This is a genomic window from Psychrobacter lutiphocae DSM 21542 (assembly GCF_000382145.1).
Classification (GTDB): domain Bacteria; phylum Pseudomonadota; class Gammaproteobacteria; order Pseudomonadales; family Moraxellaceae; genus Psychrobacter; species Psychrobacter lutiphocae.
This window is the reverse complement of record NZ_KB907636.1, coordinates 34630-57918: the sequence shown is the minus strand read 5'-3', so window position 1 is coordinate 57918 and position 23289 is coordinate 34630. Positions and strand designations below refer to the sequence as shown.

20 protein-coding genes are annotated in these 23289 nt (G+C 42.0%); 13 read left to right on the top strand and 7 right to left on the bottom strand.

Going from position 1 to position 23289, the window contains the following annotated elements:
* The first annotated feature begins 26 nt into the window (after positions 1–26).
* A complete protein-coding gene (locus H140_RS0107225; RefSeq protein WP_019672994.1) occupies positions 27–440 on the top strand; it encodes a DUF4377 domain-containing protein in 414 nt (137 codons plus the stop codon).
* Between the two features lie 119 nt (positions 441–559).
* Here the strand turns inward: H140_RS0107225 and H140_RS0107220 are convergent, their stop codons facing one another.
* Positions 560–1462: an alpha/beta fold hydrolase gene (locus H140_RS0107220; protein ID WP_227672962.1), complete on the bottom strand. Its 903-nt coding sequence runs from the start codon at positions 1460–1462 to the stop codon at positions 560–562.
* A gap of 148 nt (positions 1463–1610) precedes the next feature.
* Positions 1611–1775 carry a rubredoxin gene (locus H140_RS0107215; protein WP_019672992.1) on the bottom strand — a complete coding sequence of 55 codons (165 nt, stop codon included), beginning with the start codon at positions 1773–1775 and terminating at the stop codon, positions 1611–1613.
* A gap of 232 nt (positions 1776–2007) precedes the next feature.
* Between H140_RS0107215 and H140_RS0107210 the strand changes: the two genes are divergently transcribed.
* Positions 2008–2580 carry an adenine phosphoribosyltransferase gene (locus tag H140_RS0107210; RefSeq protein ID WP_019672991.1) on the top strand — a complete coding sequence of 191 codons (573 nt, stop codon included), beginning with the start codon at positions 2008–2010 and terminating at the stop codon, positions 2578–2580.
* 213 nt (positions 2581–2793) lie between these two features.
* On the opposite strand, the gene H140_RS0107205 is transcribed toward H140_RS0107210, so the two are convergent.
* Positions 2794–3741, bottom strand: a complete 948-nt coding sequence (locus H140_RS0107205; protein WP_019672990.1) for a transaldolase — start codon at positions 3739–3741, stop codon at positions 2794–2796.
* 571 nt (positions 3742–4312) lie between these two features.
* Here H140_RS0107205 and pheA point away from each other — a divergent pair.
* The 6 genes from pheA to H140_RS0107170 all read left to right on the top strand — a co-directional run bounded on the left by pheA (position 4313) and on the right by H140_RS0107170 (position 11539).
* Complete coding sequence (gene pheA, locus H140_RS0107200) at positions 4313–5464, top strand: prephenate dehydratase (RefSeq protein ID WP_019672989.1); 1152 nt, start codon at positions 4313–4315, stop codon at positions 5462–5464.
* 160 nt (positions 5465–5624) lie between these two features.
* The gene (gene hisC, locus H140_RS0107195) at positions 5625–6737 is read left to right on the top strand and encodes a histidinol-phosphate transaminase (RefSeq protein WP_019672988.1); all 1113 of its coding nucleotides are present in this window, start codon (positions 5625–5627) and stop codon (positions 6735–6737) included.
* 108 nt (positions 6738–6845) lie between these two features.
* Entirely contained in the window at positions 6846–9167 is a 2322-nt protein-coding gene (locus H140_RS0107190; RefSeq protein ID WP_019672987.1) for a bifunctional prephenate dehydrogenase/3-phosphoshikimate 1-carboxyvinyltransferase, read from the top strand.
* Positions 9168–9380: 213 nt separating this feature from the next.
* Complete coding sequence (gene rarD / locus H140_RS0107180; RefSeq protein ID WP_019672985.1) at positions 9381–10334, top strand: EamA family transporter RarD; 954 nt, start codon at positions 9381–9383, stop codon at positions 10332–10334.
* 39 nt (positions 10335–10373) lie between these two features.
* Positions 10374–10733, top strand: coding sequence for a dihydroneopterin aldolase (gene folB / locus H140_RS0107175; protein ID WP_019672984.1), 360 nt, complete (start codon positions 10374–10376; stop codon positions 10731–10733).
* A gap of 233 nt (positions 10734–10966) precedes the next feature.
* Positions 10967–11539, top strand: a complete 573-nt coding sequence (locus tag H140_RS0107170) for a 2-amino-4-hydroxy-6-hydroxymethyldihydropteridine diphosphokinase (RefSeq protein WP_019672983.1) — start codon at positions 10967–10969, stop codon at positions 11537–11539.
* Positions 11540–11676: 137 nt separating this feature from the next.
* Here the strand turns inward: H140_RS0107170 and cysE are convergent, their stop codons facing one another.
* The 3 genes from cysE to H140_RS0107155 all read right to left on the bottom strand — a co-directional run bounded on the left by cysE (position 11677) and on the right by H140_RS0107155 (position 14744).
* Positions 11677–12636, bottom strand: coding sequence for a serine O-acetyltransferase (gene cysE / locus H140_RS0107165; protein ID WP_019672982.1), 960 nt, complete (start codon positions 12634–12636; stop codon positions 11677–11679).
* 120 nt (positions 12637–12756) lie between these two features.
* Complete coding sequence (locus tag H140_RS0107160; RefSeq protein ID WP_019672981.1) at positions 12757–13677, bottom strand: RNA methyltransferase; 921 nt, start codon at positions 13675–13677, stop codon at positions 12757–12759.
* Between the two features lie 161 nt (positions 13678–13838).
* A complete protein-coding gene (locus tag H140_RS0107155; protein WP_019672980.1) occupies positions 13839–14744 on the bottom strand; it encodes a LysR family transcriptional regulator in 906 nt (301 codons plus the stop codon).
* 464 nt (positions 14745–15208) lie between these two features.
* On the opposite strand from H140_RS0107155, the gene H140_RS0107150 reads away from it, so the two are divergent.
* The 5 genes from H140_RS0107150 (at position 15209) to H140_RS0107130 (ending at position 21053) form a co-directional block, all read left to right on the top strand.
* The gene (locus H140_RS0107150) at positions 15209–15607 is read left to right on the top strand and encodes a RidA family protein (protein ID WP_019672979.1); all 399 of its coding nucleotides are present in this window, start codon (positions 15209–15211) and stop codon (positions 15605–15607) included.
* A gap of 190 nt (positions 15608–15797) precedes the next feature.
* Positions 15798–17267, top strand: coding sequence for an aldehyde dehydrogenase family protein (locus H140_RS0107145; RefSeq protein ID WP_019672978.1), 1470 nt, complete (start codon positions 15798–15800; stop codon positions 17265–17267).
* Positions 17268–17391: 124 nt separating this feature from the next.
* A complete protein-coding gene (locus H140_RS0107140) occupies positions 17392–18390 on the top strand; it encodes a membrane dipeptidase (RefSeq protein ID WP_019672977.1) in 999 nt (332 codons plus the stop codon).
* 156 nt (positions 18391–18546) lie between these two features.
* The gene (locus H140_RS0107135) at positions 18547–20274 is read left to right on the top strand and encodes a hypothetical protein (RefSeq protein WP_019672976.1); all 1728 of its coding nucleotides are present in this window, start codon (positions 18547–18549) and stop codon (positions 20272–20274) included.
* Complete coding sequence (locus tag H140_RS0107130) at positions 20271–21053, top strand: DUF3726 domain-containing protein (protein ID WP_019672975.1); 783 nt, start codon at positions 20271–20273, stop codon at positions 21051–21053. Before H140_RS0107135 ends, H140_RS0107130 begins: the two co-directional genes overlap by 4 nt.
* 283 nt (positions 21054–21336) lie before the next feature.
* Here the strand turns inward: H140_RS0107130 and H140_RS0107125 are convergent, their stop codons facing one another.
* On the bottom strand, positions 21337–23223 hold the full coding sequence (locus tag H140_RS0107125; protein ID WP_019672974.1) for an amidohydrolase: 1887 nt from the start codon (positions 23221–23223) through the stop codon (positions 21337–21339).
* Positions 23224–23289: the final 66 nt, after the last annotated feature.

Here is a 23289-nt window from a genome sequence, read left to right as displayed (position 1 = left end):
TTAATTCAATCAGTTAAGGGGTGTTTATGAAGTGCTTACTGTCTTCTATGGTGTTGGCTTCGGCTGCATTAACCGCTTGTACCACAGCCGCGCTTGGGTTAAATGATGGCAACACAATAAAAGCTGGCAGCAAACAGGCAGTGCAAGCGGTACAAGTGATTAATATTCCGTCGTTTAAGATTGAAGTGAGCGCGTTTAAAGTATCTTGCGATATTGCTGGTACCGATGGCGCTATGGTGAGGACGGAATGTATTCAATTTCGTCAGCCTTTCCAAAAGCATTTTAATACGCTAACCACTGATATTCAGGGCTTTGACTATGAGCCAGGATACCGCTACTTGTTAGATGTGCGCCAAGAGGCAGTCACCAATCCACAAACTGGGGAGAGCAAGCCGGTGTGGGTGCTAAATGAGATAATTAACAAAACCTCGGTAAAGTAAGATGAAAGCGTAAGACGGAAGCGAGTTTTTTCGTTATCTTAGCTGGTTTAGTTTAGTTTAGTTAGCTTAGCCTAGTTTTGAATGTTGGTTGAATGTTCAATGATGAATTAGCTGTTGGTTTAGCTAAGCATATGCTGCTTTAATTGCTGGACGATAAAGGGCTGAAAGTACTCGGGCAAGTCGTGTGCCATGCCTTTAATCAAAATGAATGTGGCATTGGGGATGTCGCGTGCAACTGCTTTACCATGTGATGGTGGTAATAACCCATCTTTACTGCCATGCATAATTAAGGTCGGGGCAGAAATGGCCTTGCTATAATGCTGAATGGAGCCGGTCATTAAGATGGCGGTCAGCTGTTGGATGGTGCCAGCAGGATAAAAGCAGCGCTGATAACGCAAACGTGATAAGTTGGCAACCAGATCTTCATTGATGTGCCCAGGTGTGCCGACGGTTTTGATAAACCATTTGCCATGATTAACCACGTCTTCTTCTTGATAACTGGCTGGACGTTTAAATAGGGTATAAAGCTGCTTGGGGTGTGGCGGCTCTAGTAACGGTCGGTTATTGGTTGAGAATATCAGTGCCAAACGATGGACTAAATGTGGGTATTTGGCGGCAAAAATTTGGGCAATCATACCGCCCATAGAGGCACCAAGGATATGGGCTTGGCGCAAGTTGAGCGCCTGCATTAAGTTGGCCACATCGTCGGCCATGTCGGTTAAGTGATAGGGGACCTGGGTTTGTGAGTTGTCGATGCCAAATTGTATTTTTAACATGGCGCCCAAAAAGTTGATGTGGGGCAAGTCGTCACGTTTAATTTTGCTGGATAAGCCGATGTCTCTATTGTCAAAACGAATGACATAAAAGCCGGCCTCGATGAGGCGCTTGATAAGCGATTCTGGCCAAAATATCAACTGCGAGCCAAGACCCATAATCAGTAACAACGGTGGATTGTTGGGGTTGCCACCAACTTCAACACACAGGTTGATCTCTTTGGATATAGGGATGATGGCTTGCTGCATTAAGGGCGACAGCGGGGAGGGGTACCAGTTATGAAGAGGGGCAACATGTAGAGAGACAGGTGTTTGGTCATGCTTGTCGGCATGTGCTGTTGGTGTTTGTGTTGGCGCAGAGTTTGGCATAAGGGTTATCTATAATTAATTCGTTTAATTAGATCTCAAGCATCTCAAAATCAAGTTTGCCGACGCCACATTCAGGGCAAGTCCAGTCCTCAGGCACATCTTCCCATTTGGTACCCGGAGCTATGCCTTCTTCTGGACAACCAAGCTCCTCATCATAAACCCAGCCGCAAACAATACATTCCCATTTTTTCATGATGCAATCTCAAATTAAATTAATTAGTGCGTTTAGGTTCAGATTATACCCATATCTTAGGATGACAACAAGCTAAGCGGCTAAAGTGTCGCCAACATATGTTAAAATAAATATATGTTTGTTTTATACCCGTATCAGGTCATCATAGCTTAACTGTGATGGCGTGATGTCCTTTTGTTAAACACATCGTTAAACACAAGCTGTTACCAATAAATTAGTGTTGGAATAAATTATGAGTAAGCAGACCCCTAGTCCGTCACAATTACAAGCTCAAGCCGCAAGTGCAGAGGCCAAACAAAAAAGCCATCCTTTATGGCAAGCCATTCGAACTGTGCCAGATTTTCCTAAGCCTGGTATTGATTTTTATGACATCACCCCTTTGTTATTAAGTCATGTTAATGAAGTGATAGATGCTATGTTGGGCGCTTTGCCAGAGGGCTTATTGGATAAGGTGGATTGTTTGGTCGCCATTGAGGCCCGTGGCTTTGTATTTGCCAGTTTGTTGGCTGGGCGGCTGGGTAAAGGCATCATATTGCTGCGCAAGCCAGGCAAATTGCCACCACCGGTTGGCAATAAGTCCTACGCCTTAGAGTACGGTGATGACACATTAGAGATTCAAGATAATATGCAGGCCTGCAAGGTGTTGCTGGTGGATGATATTTTGGCAACTGGCGGCACCTTAAAGACAGCCTATCATTTGTGTGAAGAGGCAGGTCATGCGGTTGTGGGTGTATTGGTATTGTTAGATTTGATTGAGTTGCACGGTGAGTTTCCTTTGCCGGTGTATTCTGTGTTAGAAGGCTAGTTCTGAGCAATTAGCTTAAAGTTTAAAGCTTAAAGCTTAAAAATTTACAAGCAACAGAGTTTATATACAAAAAATAAAAAACAGGCTAATGCGGATAATACGCCAGCCTGTTTTTTTGATGTACAGGTTTTGTTGCTTGTCAGTGTTTACAAGCCTGAGCTTACAAGCCTGAGCTTACAAATTTGTGCTTACAAATTTGTGCTTAAAAATTAGCTATTTGCTTAACTGTATTAAAGCTTTTGCTAGCTCATCACGGGCATTAATAAAGCCATCGATTCCTTTGGGTAATAAATGCTGGGTGATGCTGTCTTGCTCATAAGCGGCGTTAAATTCATCTTCAGTCAAGGTCACTTTGGGCATCACATCACTGACCATATCGGCTGATAAGGCTTGAGTCACTGGTGTCTCTAGTGCTGCCAGCTCATCGAGTAAATCTGGTGAAATGGTTAATAAGTCACAACCTGCCAGCGCCAAAATTTGATCGACACTTCTAAAGCTTGCACCCATCACTTGAGTTTTGTAGCCATGCTGCTTGTAATATTGATAGGTGCGTTTTACTGACTGGACGCCCATGTCATCGGAAATAGGAATATTTTGACGATTTTGCTCACGCTTTTGCCAGTCCAAAATACGACCGACAAAGGGTGAAATCAAGGTGACGCCAGCCTCAGCACAGGCAACGGCTTGATGCTGACCAAAGATAAGGGTTAGGTTACAATGAATGCCTTCTTTTTCGAGTTGCTCAGCGGCTTTAATGCCCTGCCAAGTGGCAGCGATTTTGATTAAGATACGATCTTTATCGACACCAGCACGTTGATATGCCTCCATAAACTCATGGGCTTTAGATATAGTAGCTGCTGTGTCGTAGGACAATCTAGCATCCACTTCGGTCGATACGCGGCCTTCGATTAGCTTTAAGATATCGCAGCCGACTTGAATGGTTAAGTCATCAATGACTTTATCAATCATGTCATCGTCATGGCTTGAATAGCGATTGAGGGTGTCAGCAAGCATGGCTTGTTTGTCAGGATGGGTGAGGGCTTTGGTAATTAAGCTTGGGTTTGTCGTGGCGTCAACTGGCTTGAGTCGAGCAATGGCGCTTAAATCACCAGTATCTGCGACTATGGTGGTCATGGTTTGTAGCTGCGATAAGGCACTCATGATGTATTCCTAATTGATTACTAACAAATGAAAAAATATCAAGGGTTATTGTTTCAAATTTTGTGCTAACGTTATACTATTAATTGCAGTCAGCTAAGACTATTTAATAAGACTTTTTAAGAGGATGCTTGCTCTTAAATTTTCTGGGCTATTTTAAGCTATTTTTGCTGATTAATCTAACTGGCTTGCTTTTTAATTCAATTCATTTTAAGCGACAAATAAAAGGGTGCTATACTTAATTGGATTTACTCGCATTATTGGAGTTGGCTTAGTGATATAGCAAGTAATTAAAATTAGACTGAGTCTTAGTTAATTAAGTTGAGCTTTAGTTAATCAGGTTGAGCTTTAGTTAATCAGGTTGAACTTTAGTTAATCAGGTTGAACTCTGTTATCGTTGTTTATTAATATGACGTTGTTTATTAATATGAGCAGTTGAGTGAGCACATGACATAAACTGTTAAGCGCATTCAATGCTAAAAGTATAGAACATAGAAATAATAGGCGTAGTTGAGCAAGCAGTTGCTGTATTTTATTAAATCCATTTATCATAACATGACTCAAAGGCTTTTTTATGACATCATCAACAAATAATAATAACCAGACAAATATCACGGAAGTTGCAGAAGACAAGCTAGTTGAGCTACGTCAAAAAATAGATCAGGTTGATGGTGAGTTACTACAACTGATCAGTAATCGTGCCAAACTTGCAAAACAGGTAGGTGAATTTAAAAAAACCTACGCAAATGAAGTGGACAGTAATCCCATTTTTTATCGTCCTGAGCGTGAAGCGCAAGTCTTAAAAAATATTATGAAGCGTAACCAGGCGTCAGATAGCCCGATTAGTGATGAAAAAATGGCACGCTTGTTTCGTGAAATTATGTCAGTGTGTCTGGATTTAGAAGCACCACAAAAGATTGCCTTTTTAGGCCCAGTGGGTACTTTTACTCATGCAGCTGCATTAAAACACTTTGGTAAGGCGTCAACCACAGTACCGTTAACGACCATTACCGATGTGTTCCGCGAAGTAGAAGCTGGCTCAGCTATGTATGGTGTGGTGCCTGTTGAAAACTCATCTGAAGGTGTGGTTAATCATACATTAGATGGCTTTTTAAATTCATCATTAAAGATTATTGGTGAGGTGGAGTTACCGATCCATCATAACTTCCTGGTTGCTCGTCATACCAAGATAGACAGTTTAAGTCGCATTTATTCTCATCAACAGTCTTTGGCGCAATGTCGTCATTGGTTGGATGTTAATTATCCAAATGTTGAGCGTGTACAGGTATCTAGTAACGGAGAGGCGGCAAGACGCTTACAGCATGAGTGGCATTCTGCTGCCATTGCTGGTGATGTAGCAGCAGCTGAATATGATCTACATAAGCTGCATGAGAATATCGAAGACAATCCAAGCAACACCACTCGGTTTTTGATTATCGGTCATGAAGATATTGCCCCTTCTGGTCAGGACAAAACTTCTATTTTGGTCTCTGCACACAACAAGGCTGGTGCATTGATTGAAATTTTAAAGCCTTTATCAAAGCATGGGGTATCAATGACCAGTATTGAAACCCGACCAGAGCGTCCAAATAAATGGGCCTATGTTTTCTTTATTGATATGGAAGGTCATATCGAAGATACCAATGTACAAGCAGCCATTGATGAAATGCGTCCTATGGTTCGTGATTTACGTGTACTAGGCTCTTATCCGCAAGCGGTAATTTAAGGCTTTGGTTGTTTTGTTCTTTGAGCTGTTAGGTTTTATAGCCTAAGGCTTACAATTTAAGGTTAACTAAAGATGCTTTTGCTGAGCGTCTCGTATTTTATTAAATCGTTTTGGCGGTATAACAAAAATTGTTTTTCGTTTAATTAGTCAGGATAGCCCCATGAGTCAAAAAACGTTTTTTTCTCCAGCTTATGACAGTATCAACCAGCTAGATGTTTATCAAGCAGGAAAAACTGTGGATGAGCTCAAGCGTGAGTATGATGTCAATAATGTGTTGAAACTTGCCAGTAATGAAAATGCACTCGGCAGTTCACCGCATGTTACCTTGGCTATTACAGAGCAGTTGGGTCATTTGGCTCGCTACCCAGACTGTCGCGGTGATGAGCTAAAGTTGGCCATTGCACAGCTGACGGACCGTAAGCGCAGCCAAATAACTTTAGGCAATGGTGCAATTGACTTAATGCAGATCATCGCCCATAGCTTTGTGGCACCAGATGAGGCAATTATTTATAGTCAATATGCATTTTTTGTATTTCCAATGCTTGCAAAAATTGTAGGAGCTAGAGGTGTTGAAGTGCCAGCGAAGCGTTATGCGCATGACTTAGATGCCATGCTAGAAGCGGTGAAGCAGACGCCAAATACGCGCTTGGTATTTATAGCCAATCCCAACAACCCAACTGGAACACTATTGTCCCAACAGCAAATACATAATTTTGTTGCCAATATACCAGAGCAGGTGCTTGTGGTATTGGATGAGGCCTATATAGAGTACTGTCCTGAAAGTGATAATAGCGCGTTGTTAGATGCGTTTGATAACGTCATTATTGTCCGCACCTTTTCTAAAGCATATGGTTTGGCGTCATTGCGTATTGGCTATGCATTAAGCCATTCGCAAATAGCAGAAGTGTTAAATCGGGTACGTTTGCCATACAATGTCAATGCACTAGCACAATCGGCTGCGATTGCAGCACTTGAAGATCAAGACTTTATTGCCAAAGTATACAAAATAAATCATGGACAGATGCGCTGGGTTTGCAAACAGTTTGACGCCTTAGGTTTAGACTTTATGCCATCTTATGCCAGCTTTGTGATGGTCAATGCCGCCAGTGTGGGTGATGTGGATGCCATCTATGAGGGTCTGTTGCAACAAGGTGTCATCGTGCGTTCATTACGCAGCTATGGGCTTGAAGGCTGGTTACGTATAACAGTTGGCACGCCTGAAGACAATACACGGTTAATTGATACGCTACGTGATGTACTTGAATCGCTTTAAAGATTTGCAATTTTTTATCCCCATTTTTTTAAAATAAAGATACGCTGTGGTATACAGGGTATACAGCTTCTAAGCTAAAAACAGATATATCAAATAGGTAACTTAATCATGTTGTTTGAACAGGTTTGTATTATTGGACTGGGCCTGATCGGTGCAAGCTTAGCACAAGCAATAAAAGATAGACAGCTTGCTACCCGTATTGTTGCAGTAGATAGGCAGCCAGCAAGTGTTCAAGCAGCTCTTGATGCACAAGTTATCATAGCTGGCAGTGCCAAATTGGCTGATGTGGTTGTTGATAGCGATTGCATTATTGTTGCGGTGCCTGTGAAAGCTGTGACTGGTGTATTTACAGAGATACAGCAGGCGATAACACAGGGTTTGGTAGCAGAAGATTGTATTATTAGTGATGTGTGTAGCACCAAACAAAATGTCGTAACTGCTGCCAAACAAGTTTTTGGTCACTTGCCTTCAGGCTTGGTACCTGCGCATCCGATAGCTGGTGCTGAGCAGTCTGGCTTTCATTCACGCCGAGCGGATTTGTTTGTTAATCATAGTTTGATTATATGTCCCTTAAAGACGACTCGACCGCAAGCGGTTTTACAAATCAGTGATTTATGGCAAGCAGTGGGTGCAACTATCATGAAAATGGATGTGGCACATCATGATGCAGTGTTGGCTTATACCAGTCATTTACCCCACTTATTAGCGTTTAATCTAGTCGAGCAGCTTGCTAGTCATGATGATAATATGGATATTTTTCGTTATGCCGCTGGCGGGTTTCGGGATTTTACCCGTATTGCTGCCAGTGACCCTGTGATGTGGCATGATATTTTTATTGCCAATAAGCCAGCATTGCTCAACGCCTTGGATGAATACAGTGAGTATTTAGCTAAGTTACGTTATTTAATAAAGCAAGAAGACTCGACTCAATTGCTGGGTTTATTAGGCCGAGCTCAATCTGCTAGAAAGCATTTTGGTCATATGCTTACCAGCACCCCCTATACAAAGCAACTTACGGAAACATCTCATACGGAAAACTCTATGGCTCATTCAACGCACGTGTCAAGCACTTATATCATTACCCCAAGTCGCACCATTAACGGCACCATTGAAGTGCCTGGTGATAAGTCTATCTCGCATCGCAGTATTATGTTTGGTAGTTTAGCAGAAGGTATTACCAAAGTTAGTGGTTTTTTGGAAGGCGAAGATGCGCTGGCGACTTTGCAAGCATTTCGCGATATGGGCGTGACCATTGAAGGTCCAGAAAATGGCGAAGTGGTCATTCATGGTGTCGGTATTAACGGGCTAAAACCAAGCCGAACTCCCTTATATATGGGGAACTCAGGCACTACTATGCGCCTATTATCTGGTATTTTGGCGGCGCAAAAGTTTGATAGTGTGTTAACTGGTGATGCTAGTTTATCAAAGCGTCCGATGGAGCGGGTTGCCAAGCCATTACGTGAAATGGGTGCTACTTTGCAAACAACGGGTGAGCGTGGTACAGCACCGATTAGTATTACTGGTAGTGATAAGCGAGGTAGCCAATTGCACGGTATTACTTATGAAATGCCTGTGGCGTCAGCACAAGTCAAGTCATGTCTGCTGTTAGCAGGTTTATGGGCAACAGGTAAGACCACAGTGATTCAGCCTGAGGTCAGTCGTGATCATACTGAGCGTATGCTGTCAGCTTTTGGCTATGAGGTTCAAATCGAAGGCAATCGTATCAGTGTCGAAGGCGGCGGTAAGTTGACGGCTTGTGATATTGCGGTGCCTGCGGATATTTCTTCCGCAGCCTTTTTTATGGTAGCAGCAAGTATTGCCCAAAATAGTGAAATTACCATTACAAAAGTGGGTATGAATCCAACTCGCACGGGCATTATTGATATTTTACAGTTAATGAATGCTGATATTAGCCTAAGCAATGAAACCTTTGTCGGTGGTGAGCCTGTCGCAGATATTACTATTAGGTCAGCGCCATTAACTGGTATTCATATTCCTGAGCATCTGGTACCGCTTGCTATTGATGAGTTTCCTGTACTATTTGTGGCAGCCAGCTGTGCGATAGGTCAAACTGTATTGAGTGGAGCCAAAGAGTTACGAGTCAAAGAGTCAGATCGTATTGCCGTAATGGCTGATGGCTTAACTCAGCTAGGGGTGAACTGTACGGTAACTGAAGATGGCATTATCATTGAAGGGAAAGGCTTAGCTGAGCAAGATGACAATGCTACCAGTGCGCTGCCAGCGGTATTTGGTGGTGGTGAGATTTACTCACACCATGATCATCGTATTGCCATGAGCTTTGCGGTAGCTAGTTTAAGAGCTAGTGACACCATTACCATCAATGGAGTAGAAACGGTAAACACTAGTTTCCCTGGATTTTCAGAGCTTGCCAACAAGATTGGTATGACGATCGCTACCCGTACGGTTTAGCTTCTGTTTTAGCTTTTATTTTTAAAGCTATTTTAGCTGCTTTATAAAGTAAAGTAGTTAGGTTGTATGCTTGAGCAAGCAAGCCATCCAGATTGGGGATGGCTTTACTTTTTAGGTCAATTGTTGTTGGTTGCTGGTAATATGGTCAATTATATTTTTGCTCTTTGATGGTACCCTGTTTTTGAATACGACTATATTTGGGATTTTGTTGATATGTCTATTGATGCCTCGAATAATGCACACACAAAGCAACAACCTGCTGTCGTTCGCACTACCAATAAAGGGGTGTTAACTGCACTGGCCGCCTTTATTATTTGGGGTAGCTTTCCGTTTTATTTTAAACAATTGGGTCAATACAATGCGGTTGAGATTATCGGTCATCGCATTGTTTGGACTTTTGTCTGTTTAAGTTTGGTGCTTATTATAGGCAAGCGTTGGCAATGGCTGACTACTCTAAAAAACAATCCTCGCTTGATTTGGGTTACTTTTGTTTCGGGCTTGATCATCGGGTGTAACTGGCTTACTTATGTGTGGGCGGTTAATGCCAATCAGATTTTAGAAGCCAGTTTGGGTTATTTTATTAGTCCCTTAGTTGGCATTATGCTGTCGTTGGTGGTTTTAAAAGAAAGGTTACGACCATTACAGTGGTTAGCTGTGGCATTTGCGCTATCATCGGTGTTGATACAAGTGGTGATGCTCGGCAAATTACCGATAGTATCTTTGGTACTAGCATTGTCGTTTAGCGTCTATGGGGTCATGCAAAGAAAAACACCGCTACAAGCGTTGGATGCGCTATTTTTAGAAACTGCTTTATTACTGCCGATTTGTATTTGGTGGTTTTTGCAAGCAGATGTTGCCAGCTCGCAGTTGGCGTTTTGGTGGAGTTCAGACATTTGGTTTTTGATGCTGGCAGGACCGGTAACTTTGGTACCTTTATTGCTATTTAATCAATCAACGAAAATGGTGGCGTATAGTATATTAAGCTTTATGAATTACTTAACTCCGACCATTATCTTTTGTTTGGCTGTTTTTTATTATCATGAGCCATTTGATAGCAAGCGCTTGATTATATTTAGTTTAATTTGGATTGGCTTGGTATTGTTTAGTATTGATTTGTGGCAAAATCGTCCAAGTAAAGTTTTAAAACGTTTGCAAAGTAAATTCTAGCCATAACTGTCCCTAATCAAAAAATAGAAGCAAAATAAAATGAGTGTAGATAAAGTCATCATCAAAGGTTTGAAAGTACAAGCAGTTATCGGCGTCTTTGACTGGGAGCGAGCAATAGAGCAGCCCTTGGTAGTCGATGTGGTAATGAGTACTGATATTAGCAAAGCTGGCAAAAGCGATGATATTGAGGATGCTATTAACTATAAAGAAGTGTGTGATGACATTAGGCAATGGTGTCAGCAACAACAGGCCAAATTAATAGAAAGGCTGGCAGAATATATAGCTGAAGGTATTTTGGCAAAATACAGTACCAGCCAAGTTAAGGTGACTGTGGCTAAGCCAACCGCCATTTATGAAGCAGAGACGGTAGCGGTGCAGATAGTTAGAACGGCTGGCTAGGATTGCTAATTACTACTCTGTAAATTGACGGGTTAAAATGTTTAACAAGCCTTAACCTTGCAAAACTTACTCTAATGGCAAAAAGCACTTATGATTAAAAGCACTTATTACTAAAATTAATAATGAATAAAAATTAATTATGAATAAAATGTACAGGTGCTTATCTACCTTGTAGCTTATTTATATCTTAACAACGCCCTGACCAGGACTCAAGTATCCTAGGATAAGCTTTTATGAGCCATGTGAATACACAGCATATATACACCAAACAAAATAGCCTAAGCAGAAAAAGCACAATACCTGCTAAGTCCAAAATAAACAATACATTAGAAAACAATATAGTTAAGCCACATTTTATTACAGCTATTTGTCCATTAGCACAATTGCGTACTGTCAACGCTATCGGTTACATCGTTGAGCTTGGCAGTAATAAAAATGCCAATAAGCACTTGGCGCAAGCTCGTTATCAACTATCCAAGCTATGTCAACAAAGTACATGGTCCGATGCTTTTGTTAACCCAGACTATACTGCTACCGCTAACAATCCTAAACCTGATTATACCAATCAGTGTGGCTTGCTCAAAATAGCAGTAGGGCAGATCGATACGGAGGAACTGGTACAAGCAACCAAAGCTATTGAGCGACAAATAGGGCACAGCTGCAATCAACAAGTATTAATAGATATTGATGTGTTGGCGGTGGTGACTACTGAGGGTGTGTTTGCTGTTGCTGAAAGATACCCGTTTAAGGAGCATGAGTGGATTGGGCTTAATGAACTTTATAGCAAAGGCTGCTATCACTTTTGACCAAAGTTAAGGCTTATGCACATACATCAACAAGACTTGCATTCAATTAATTAAACCTGCACCCTTTAAAAAGCTGTATCGCTATCAATAAAGACAGTGATACAGCTGAAAGATTACAACATAATTCTGACTAATAGTTATTGATTAATGATATCTAACTCGTCAGCAGATAATATTTTGCTGTCTATATCTGTTGGCTGAAAGCTGGGATCAAGCTTACTTAATGCCTGTTGCAACTCATAGATGCGTTTTTCAGAATGCTGAATATGAGTCAGTATTTTGTTAAAAGCTTCTGCAACAGGATCTTCTGAATCTGGATTGAGTCCATAAGCTGTGAAGTCAACTTTTTCGGTTAATTTGCGCTTCTTATTGTCTAAGTTTTGACTGTCTAAGCTTTGACTGTTTAAATGACCACTAGTTGGACGTGTATCGCCTGAGTGTTGGCTATCTAACTGCTGGGTTGCTTTATCTGGGCATGAAAAGTCTTGCTTTGTTGTTGAATCAGTAGTAGATTTTTCACCAGAGCCTTCAGAACCCTTAGAATTAACGTCTTCTACCACTTTTCCTATCATACGCGCAGCACTTCCCACCATGGTTGCTTCTGCTGGTACAGGCTTAACAACCACTGCATTTGAGCCAATTTTGGCATTTTTACCGACTGTAAATGGACCTAATACCTTGGCACCAGCACCGACAATGACACCATCTTCTAAAGTGGGGTGGCGCTTGCCTTGTCCAAGGGAGACGCCGCCTAAAGTAACGCCATGATACAAAGTGACGTCATCGCCAATTTTGGCAGTTTCGCCAATAACAACCCCCATGCCATGGTCAATAAAGAAGCGTCTGCCGATTTGCGCTGCTGGATGGATTTCGATGCCGGTAATCATGCGTGAGCCATAAGACAAGGCGCGGGCACTAAATTTATGATTTTTGTTCCATAAATAATGAGCCCCTCGGTGCAATATCAGGGCGTGGATACCAGGGTAGGTGAGTAATACCTCGGCACTATTGCGAGCAGCAGGATCACGGTTAAATACCGCAGCAATGTCTTCTTGTAATGAGTCTTTGGCTTTTTTAAGGGCTTTAATGAGTCTCATGGCATCATCTTATGGTCATTGTTAGTATTAAATGGGAACGATAGTTGTGCAAAAGGAAGTTTTTAAAAGAGCTTATATTGATAAAAAATTAGCTATCTATACAGCTGCTAAGCTCTCATTTTAGAGTCTCAATGTCAGTTTGGCAATAACAGCGCTTAATAACTCATACTCTTTTTGATCTAATTGCAATCGCGATAACAGACGAGATAATCGACTCGGCAGATCTCTTAGCTTATCGTTTTGAGTGTCCTCTAGCAACTGCAATTGATACATGAGCTCAATAATACGGGTTTGCAGGCTTAGTTTTTGTTGGTGATTAATGGCAGGGCAGTCCCAAACTTGGCGTAAGCTTAACTGCATCAGCGCCATATCTTGAGCTTCGACCAAAGTTGGTGATGTTGTTGGCGTGGCTACTGAGTTAGGGCTCTGATAATGCTGTAAAAAGCGACTATAAATAAAGCTGGTTATCACTTGTACTGCTGATGCAACATTTAACACTGGGTAGTCTGGATTGGCATCGATTTGGATATGGTAATCGGCCAGTGCTAACTCTTCATTGGTGAGACCCCGATCTTCACGACCAAATAAGATGGCAGTCTGAGTTTGGCTGTTAGGTCGGCTTAACATAAGTTGCGCAGCTTGATCTGGCGTCACCACAGGTCTAGGTATATGGCGCTGACGGCTACTAGCGGCAAACACCAACTGACAGTCTGAGATAGCCTCGTCAAGGCTGTCCACTATTTGGCAGTTTTGTAATACGCTTTGAGCGCCGGCAGCATGTGACATACTGTCATCATCGATTGGATACTTGGGCGCAACGACCACTAGGTCTGTTAAGCCCATGGTGAGCATAGCACGTGCTGCTGAGCCAATATTGGCAGGCAGGGTAGTATTAAGCATGACTATCCGAACTTGTTGCAGTCGGTGCTGTAGGTTGCTTTGCCAATCTAAGGGTGACTTTGTTGTTACTTTCTCATCCGTGCCTTGCGTAGATGCTGGTGGCTGAGAAGGGAGAGTTGTCGCTGTAGAGTGAGCAGTCATAAGTATCAGTTTTTATTTGGTAAAGTGGATGAGGTCAAAAGCTTCAACGAGCCATTTGACAGTTTTATTATCATTACAAGATATTATGTTAGTAGCAAGATAAGACATTAGTAGAGCTATTTAGTTAAGTCGGTAAAAAAAAATAGACTTCAATGAGTTCATTAATCTTTCCAACCTGTTTGAGTTTTTTTAAGGTTTTCGACATAGTTGATACATAAGTCAGTAAATATCTCAGCTTGCGGAGATAGGCTTCTGCCTTTAACACTAAAAATACCAATTTGGCGCTGCAACGGTGGGTCGATTAATGGTAACCAGACGAGCTTGTCGTCATACTCTGGAAACGCTAGCTTGGGTAAAGTAGTCACTCCCAACTCATTTCTCACTAAAGAAAATAATGAGGTGATATTACCGACTTCATATTTGGGATTTAAATTTAAGACATATGCAGGCGTTGTATCGAGTAGATGACAAGTACCGTTATAAATAAAAGGCTCGCAGCTGAGCTGTTGCCATAATATACCAGAGTTATGACGAGCCAAAGGATGGTGGACACTACACACCACACCAATAGGATCTGTTAATAAGGGATAAAACTGCACCTCATCTTTCATACTCGCACTTAGGTTACCTAAGGCGACATCCACGTCACCTGCTAGCAATCGGCTACAAACACCTTCAGAATTATCATCCAAAAGACTAATTTCGACCTGAGGGTAACGTTTGGAATATTCTGCCAGTACGTTTGGTAGTAGTTTAGTGGCTAAAGACGGCACACTGGCAATTCTAATTTTACCACTTTTTCCTAATGCTGCTGTGTGTAGCTCGGATTCAAGTCTTTGATAGATATCCATAAATTGTTGGATTTTTGGCAAACACTGTTTACCAAAGGTGGTGAGCACTGCATTATTTCCGCTTTCAAATAAAGATTTGCCCAGCTGCCTTTCTAAGGCTTTGATAGAGGATGACAAAGTAGCTTGAGAGCGATTTGCTTTGGCAGCCGCTGAGCGAAAGCCACCTTCTTCTACCACAAATAAAAAATGGCGTAATTGTTGTAATTTGATGTTCATATTGGTCTTAATGGGCAGTTGCAACGGTTCGATCCATTGTCAATTATTAATAGTAGGTGATCTTTAATACTAGGGCGTATTTTTAATATGTATGATAACTTTTAATTTGTGCAATAACTTTAACGGTAAGTTTAAATAATATCAATAAACAATAACCTAGAGCGTTGGAGGTTGGTTAACGCTTTAAACTCGGTGCTTATGGCTTATCATAATATTTTTGATAGATAAAATCTATCGTTTTATAAATATAATTTGTTAGATTTATCATTTTTGTTTACGTAATATAACAATTAACCAAGAACCTAAGTTTCATTCAATGGTAGTGGTATGGCTCAGTGGTATAGGACGACCAGTGTTAACCTTGATTCTAAACAGATTTAGGTGAAATAGCCTTAGGTCAGACAATTTTAATAAAGACGGTGCCCCTTAAAAAGGTGCTGATAATAAAGAGGAAGGATCCCAGCATGTCACAGAAAGCAGCAAAAACCCCTGTTAAAACAGAATTATATGCTTCTAAAGCACCTTTAGAATGGGCAGTGGTTAGTAAAGGTACTTTATATACCGCACAGATTCCGATTGATGATAGTGGTGTGGTAGTAGAAGGTGGCATTGAAGCTCAAACTCGTCAAACCTTTGAAAACCTAAAACATACCTTAGCTTGTGCCGGTGAAGACATGGATTCTGTCATTCAAGTACTTATCTATGTGACCGAACGTGAATATTTAGCGACTGTGAATCAAGTTTATGCTGAATACTTTAAGCCACCGTTTCCAAACAGAGCTGCAGTTGTGGTCGCAGGGCTGGCACGTGAAGAGATGCTGGTCGAGTTTGTGGTTTATGCCAGCGTCACTGACAAAGACTAATAGATTAGATCATTACATAACCAATGACATACCCATTTAAAACTCAGATTCAAAAAAACTTTATCAGATTCAAAAAAAACTTAATAACAAAAAAAGCCATGGGTCACTTTATGGTGTAACAGACAATTTCTTTATCCATAAATAACCAATGAGCTTAACACTCAACTGCAAAGCAAAGGATGCATGCACTATGACAAATTCAGCAATCGACAACTTACCGACAACCAATGCGCTATATATTAATGGCGAATGGCGCACCGGCACTCACACAGTACCAAACATTAACCCATCAGACATTACCGAAACCATCGGTGACTATGCGCAAGCAGATGCCGCCTTGGTAGAAGAAGCCATTGCCGCCGCCCGCCGTGCGCAACCTGAGTGGGAACGTACGCCTATGGAGCGTAAACAAGCCATCTTACAGTCTATCGGTGATGAGCTGATTGCCCGCTGTGATGAGCTAGGCCGCTTATTATCACGTGAAGAAGGCAAGCCATTTGCTGAAGGCCGTGGCGAGATTTATCGCTCAGGTCAGTTCTTCCATTATTTTGCCGCTGAAGTATTGCGTCAAATGGGCGACTTAGCCGATTCAGTGCGCCCAGGGGTAAAAATTGAAGTCACTCGTGAAGCGGTTGGTGTGGTTGCCATTATTTCACCTTGGAACTTCCCAACCGCGACAGCTGTTTGGAAAATCGCACCCGCATTAGCCTTTGGTAACAGTGTCATTTGGAAGCCTGCTAACTTAACGCCAGCCAGTGCGGTTGCGTTAACTGAAATTATCCATCGCCATGGTTTGCCAGCAGGCACATTTAACCTAGTGTTAGGTAGTGGTAGCCAAGTGGGTGATGCACTCATTAACTCTGCAGACATTGATGCGGTTAGCTTTACCGGTTCTGTGCCAACAGGCCGCAAAGTGGCAGCAGCCACAGCGCCAAACTTTGTGCGTTGCCAGCTTGAGATGGGCAGTAAAAATGCGTTGGTTATTGCCAATGATGCTGATTTACAAATTGCCATTGATGCCAGTATTGCCGGTTCATTTTCAGGCGCAGGTCAAAAATGTACGGCCTCATCACGTCTATTGGTAATGGACAGCATTTATGATGAATATGTAGATCTATTAACCGCGCGTATTGAGCAATTAAAGGTGGGTCATGCCTTAGAAGAAGGCGTATTCATGGGCCCTGTGGTCGATGATAAGCAGCTGGCCTCAAACCTAGATTGGATTAACAAAGCCAAGCAACAAGGCGGCGAAATTGCTACAGGTGGTCAGCGCTTAGATATGCCGCATGATGGTTATTACATGGCGCCAACCTTATTACTGGGCACCGAAAACAACTGGGATATCAACCAAGAAGAAGTGTTTGCACCGCTGGCGTCTGTGATTCGCATCAGTGATGACATTGAAGAGGCCATTGCCTTAACCAACGACACTCGTTTTGGTCTAACCGGTGGCATTATCACTCAAAGCTTACGCAATAGCGCCTTGTTTAAAGAGCAAGTACAAGCCGGTTGTGTGATGGTGAATCTAGCCACAGCAGGTACGGATTACCATGTGCCATTTGGTGGTCGTAAGCAATCTAGCTTTGGTCCACGCGAGCAAGGTCAATATGCCAAAGAGTTTTACACCATTGTTAAAACTGCTTATCAGCGTGCTTATTAGTTCGGTACTTATTAATTTTTAGTTAACGATAAGTCGTTTTATATATTGTAAGCTGCTGTGATGGCTTGGCGTGTTCGTTAGCGTTAAGCGATCAAGCGCTTACTTCGGGTCACAAGGAAGTACCATGTTTCAACAACATATTGTCATCGATGGTCTGCAATACAGTCACTGGGATAGAGATTATTTTTTGATGCTCAAAGCCAGTGGTATTGATGCTGTTCACGCTACTTTGGTTTATCACGAAGATGCGCGTGCTACGTTAACAAGATTTGCAGAATGGGATTATCGATTTGAGCGTAATTCAGATTTGATTATGCCAGTCTATCAAGTTGAAGATATTAAAAAAGCAAAAGAGTTGGGTAAGGTCGGCATTTTATTTGGTGCGCAAAACTGCTCACCAATTGATGATGAAATTGGTCTGATTAGTGTGATGCGTCAGCAAGGCTTATTAATCATGCAGCTGACTTATAACAATCAAAGCCTATTGGCTACCGGATGTTATGAGCAAAAAGACACAGGTATTACACGCTTTGGTCAGCAAGCCATACGTGAAATGAACCGAGTGGGCATGATTATCGATATGTCGCACAGTGCTGAGATTTCAACACTTGAAGCAATTGATATCTCTGAGCGTCCAATCTGTATCAGTCATGCCAATCCAACCTTTGCACATGATGCGCTCCGTAATAAATCGGATACGGTGATTAAAGCCTTAGCAGCCAAAGGCGGATTGCTTGGCTTTAGTCTCTATCCCTTCCATTTACCAAACGGTAGTGACTGTACTTTGGAAGATTTTTGTCAGATGATTGCCAAAACTGCTGATATGGTCGGCGTAGAACATCTGGGCATCGGCAGTGACTTGTGCTTAAACCAACCACAATCTGTCCTTGAATGGATGCGTAATGGCCGCTGGTCAAAGCAAATGGATTATGGAGAAGGTTCTGCCAATAACTCAGGTTGGCCAGACCCACTACCTTGGTTTTCTGGCGAAGATGGCATGCAAAACATCTATCAAGGCCTTCTAAAAACAGGCTTTAGTGATAAAGAAGCAGGTCAGATTATCGGTGGCAACTGGTATGACTTTTTAGAAAAGTCGTTAACACCTATGCTCAGTCTTCAATAGGCTCAGCAGTTAACTTCTTATCAGATCGATTCAACTACAAATAATAGACAGTCATCGGTAAAAAGAAAAACTTACGACAGTTATTGATAGATACAGGAGATAGACCGCAAACAAAAAATAAAACTTTATAACAGTACGAACGATAAGGAAATCTAGATGCACATAAACAAAGTTGAAAATAATCAGGGAAATGATACACAAGTACCTACATTAAGAGCGCCAAGCGTGGTGATGGACCCCAACCGATTGGGCTCTATGCATCAGACTCGGCTAAGCTTTGTCAGAACCTTGCTTAGGAAAATTGCTAAAGAAAAATGGCAGCTTAGCTTGGCAGATTGGGGGTTATCTCCTGAAGGTTATGGACATGTGACCTATCGATTGGATACCCACAATGGGATTTATCATTTGGTTATATTCTGTGATGAAATCTCAGATGAAGAGCGCATTGACCGCGTTATTGCCAATAGGTGGGATGTTACTTTCTGCATGGTGCATGGTGATGTGCCTGATGAGCTTTTAAAACAGTTAAGTGAAAATGTGCCGCTACAAGAAGCCGGAAGAAACTCAAATAAAGTTATCGTACTGGCACGTGCTAATAAAAGTGTGCGTGTATTTGATCATATCGTAGATCGCTTGGCATCTGGCAACCAGCCAGATCCAGAAGTATTGGCGCAAGTTGGTTATATCTTAAGAACCACAGCCGTTTATGGGAACGGTAAATTTGGTATTCATGACTTTAAACCGTTAGAAAACAGTGCTGATTTTGGTCAGTCATTTAGTGCACAAATGTGTGCGGTGTATTTGCTAAAACAGTTTAGCTTAGACTGGGTAGACTTTTTGGCAAAAAACAAAGGCGGCGATAAGGCGGTAAGTCTGCATCCTAAGCTACAAAGATACCTAGGTGTTGGTAATGCCACAGGACTTGGTATGGCACCGTATTTAATCAATCATCCTTGCATCGTGGATAAGTGGCTAAGTACCAGAGAGCAGGCGTTAGCAGTTGTACTGGATGAGGCTGTAGAACCTAATAAAGCAGCACTACTGCATAAATATTTACAGCGTGCCATTCAGCATTTTAGTGAAATTGTTACCATCGATGACAATCAGATTCAATTAAATGCTACTGCTGTGAGTGATTTACAAAGCATCTCTGATGAGGAGATATTAAAGCACAGCACTTGGCGTGAGGTGTTGACCCATTATGAACATCTAAGTCTTGAAGCACATGAAGTGCTGATTGCTTGCTTGATGGAGCTATATCCAGAAATCGTTGACACCTTCGAATCTGACATGAATGCAGATGAGAATATGGAATTGCCACTTGGCAAAAAAGTCAAAGATTTACAGCAGGTATTAGAATCACGCTATCAGTGGGCCATTCACACCGACTATAACGAACCTGATAATTCTTATTGGTTCTGGTATCGCTCTGAAGACAAAGAAGAGCCGAGATTGGGCATACGTGGTGAAGAAGAGGGTGTAGAAAAGGAATTGCCACTGGATATCGGTCGTCAAGCACGTAACTTGTATCTGGCCATTCAAGATGTAGACCCTGAGATGAAGCTGTCCGAGTTTATCTTAAAGCAGCCTAAGTATCGTGGCATCATTCGTCGTACCTGGAGTATGGGTCACAAACTGATGGGCGACATTCAAATGAATGTGCTACATAAAGAGGCATTACCGATGCACTTGCTGCGCTGTAAATTAGCAATGTTCGGCGCAACCAAATTTGACCCACGTTCAGATCGCTGGGTACGTATTACCTTGTTTCAGGGTGCTCCTTTATTTAAAGAAGCTCACGGCGAAGAATGGTTATTTCCTTTGTTACCGAAGATTGGGGAGTTACAACCAGAAGAGGCAGCACAAGAAGGAGTATCGTTATGATCGTATCGCACAATGAAATTATTACATTGGTACAAAAAGCCTTTTTAGGGATGCACCGAGAATGTGGTGAAGCAGATTTGATTGCCAATATGGTTGCTGAATTACAAATGGCAGGCTTAGACGGTATTCGCCAATTTAATAAAGCCAGTGATTTTTTGTTCTCTGAGCAGGAAGTGGCGATAGAAATTGTGGGCGATAAGATTATCGATGATGTGGTGGTTGATGAGGTTGCGCATCCAGTGGTTGCTGAGACCAAAAAGCTAGAATTCGACTTTCATGGCAATAGTCTGGTATATCACTTACCTGCGATTATTGACTATGCGTTAGAGCAATTGACGGACAGCGAACATTTGGTATTAGAGTTAAAAAAATGTCGTAACCGTTGGTTGGCTTATGGTGAGCTAGTAAAATTAGCACCCAAAGGCATTGCTTGTATGGCACGTTGGGACAATGGCAGTGACCCTAAACACACCTTGTTTATTTTAAATCTAGGTAGTATTTATCCAGACCTGTACTTTTATAATAATCAGGCCAGCAAAAACGCTGACAGTATTCAAAATATGACGATAGAGCTGGCTTATCACAATTTTGAAATCAACGATTACGACAATCAATATGCACAGCTTGTCAGTGCCGATGATATTTTAGCAAGTCATCAACAGTCTTGGGATAAGGGTATTGAAGTAGATGAGCAAGAGTGGCAGAAGCTAAAAGAGACGGCAAGACATATGCTGGTTAAAAATAGTGAAGCTTCAATGCGTGGTGCTGGAGGCGCATAGCTGGTTCAAGGCTAAAGCGAAGACCCAGATAAAGTTTAGTTATTCATGCTTTTGTAGTCTTGCGTTATCAGCTTAAACGTAAGCACCTAAACAGTGAGCATCTAAAAAATAGCTATCTAAAAAAACAGCCCGTTGAAGTATCAACGGGCTGTTTTTGTATATTGTTAACTTCTAACTTCTTTTATAGCTTGTTATAATTTTATATAACTAGCTTCTTTTTTTAGTTAGCCTTTAAAGAAAAGACTAACGTTGTTACCTTAGAGTAGGCGTAGAACCTTAGCGGTTACACTGCCCAGCAAGAGCAACCAAAGGCGCCAAAGAAGTCTTTCATGCTAGAAGCAGGAACACTTGAATTCCATGCTTTAGCGTGGTTGTGACCATGCACAGCACAAGCACTTGAACAACCACAAGATGCGGCCATTGCTGCACCATTAGGCGCTAATGAGTTTTTACCAGCACCTTCTGGATCTGCCCAAGCGGCATAACCACCATATTTGTTAACTGGTGACCAATCTGGCATTGCTGGTGGAATTGGGTTGTCAAAGTCAGAGAACTCGCCAGCACCAAAGACAGGCTTACCACCAACCACAGTTAAGTCTGAAGTTAAGTATGGAATTTCATTTTCTGGTACTGCAAAGAAGTCTTTGTTCGGTACGATAAAGTCAGCTAGATGACCTTCTTCGATACGACCACGTGAGCCTTCTTCGTTAGTGAACCAAGCTACGTTCTCTGTCCACATACGTAGTGCAGTTTCACGGTCTAGTAGGTTGTCTTGATCATACAGCTGCATACCGCCAACAGTTTGACCACTGATCAACCAAGCTAATGATACCCAAGGGTTGTATGACGCAACACGAGTGGCATCAGTACCAGCTGATACCTTAACACCACTTTCAAGCATTTGCTTCACTGGTGGAGTATTAGAGGCTGCTGCTGTGCCATAGCGCTCAGCGAAGTACTCACCTTGATAGGCCATACGGTGCTGAACAGCAATACCACCACCTAATTCAGCGATACGGTCGATTGATTTTTGAGAGATAGTCTCAGCATGATCAAAGAACCAGTTTAAGTTTTCAAATGGAATCTCTTTATTAACCTTTTCAAATACGTTTAAGGCACGCTCAATCGTTTCATCATAGGTTGCGTGTAAGCGCCAAGGCCACTTATTTTGAGCCAAAATTCGTACGACCTCTTCAAGATCTTCTTCCATATTTGGTGGCATTTCAGGGCGTGGCTGACGGAAGTCTTCAAAGTCAGCTGCTGAATAAACCAACATTTCACCTGCACCGTTATGGCGGAAGTAATCATCCCCCTGTTTATAGGTTACTGAGGAGGTCCAGTTTAAGAAGTCTTCTTTTTCTTCGTTTGGCTTTTGCGTAAATAAGTTGTATGCCATGCGTACGGTTAGCTGATCTTCTTCATGCAACTTTTGAATGACTTCATAATCATCAGGGAAGTTTTGTGAGCCACCACCAGCGTCAATAATACCAGTAACCCCTAAGCGGTTTAATTCACGCATAAAGTGACGAGTAGAGTTTAGCTGATAATCGAAAGGTAGTTTTGGACCTTTCGCTAACGTCGCATATAGGATGCTTGCGTTTGGTTTTGCCAATAACAGACCTGTTGGATTACCATTGGCATCACGCTGAATTTCGCCACCTGGTGGTTCTGGAGTTTCTTTGGTATAACCAACGGCACGTAGAGCAGCTGCGTTGAGTAAGGCACGGTCATATAAGTGCAAGATGAATACAGGTGTATCTGGTGCAACGGCGTTTAATTCATCAATAGTTGGTAAACGTTTTTCAACAAATTGATTTTCAGTAAAACCACCAACCACACGTACCCACTGAGGTGCAGGTGTCTTATCAACTTGATCTTTTAGCATTGCCATCGCATCAGCTAGTGAGCGAACACCATCCCAACGTAGTTCCATATTGTAGTTCAAGCCACCACGGATAACGTGAGTATGGTTATCAAATAGACCTGGTAGTACGCTACGACCTTTTAGGTTAATAGATTTTGTGTTTGAGCCAGCCAAATCTAAAACTTCTGAGTCAGTACCAACTTTAACAAAGCGTCCATCTTTGATTGCGACCGCTGATGCCGTAGGATTAGATCGATCGAGGGTAGTTATTTTACCGTTATAATAAATAATGTCGGGAGTTGTCATAATTATTATCCTAATATCGTGTTAATAAGCATGGTAGTCAACGAGATATTGTTTGTTATGGCTATC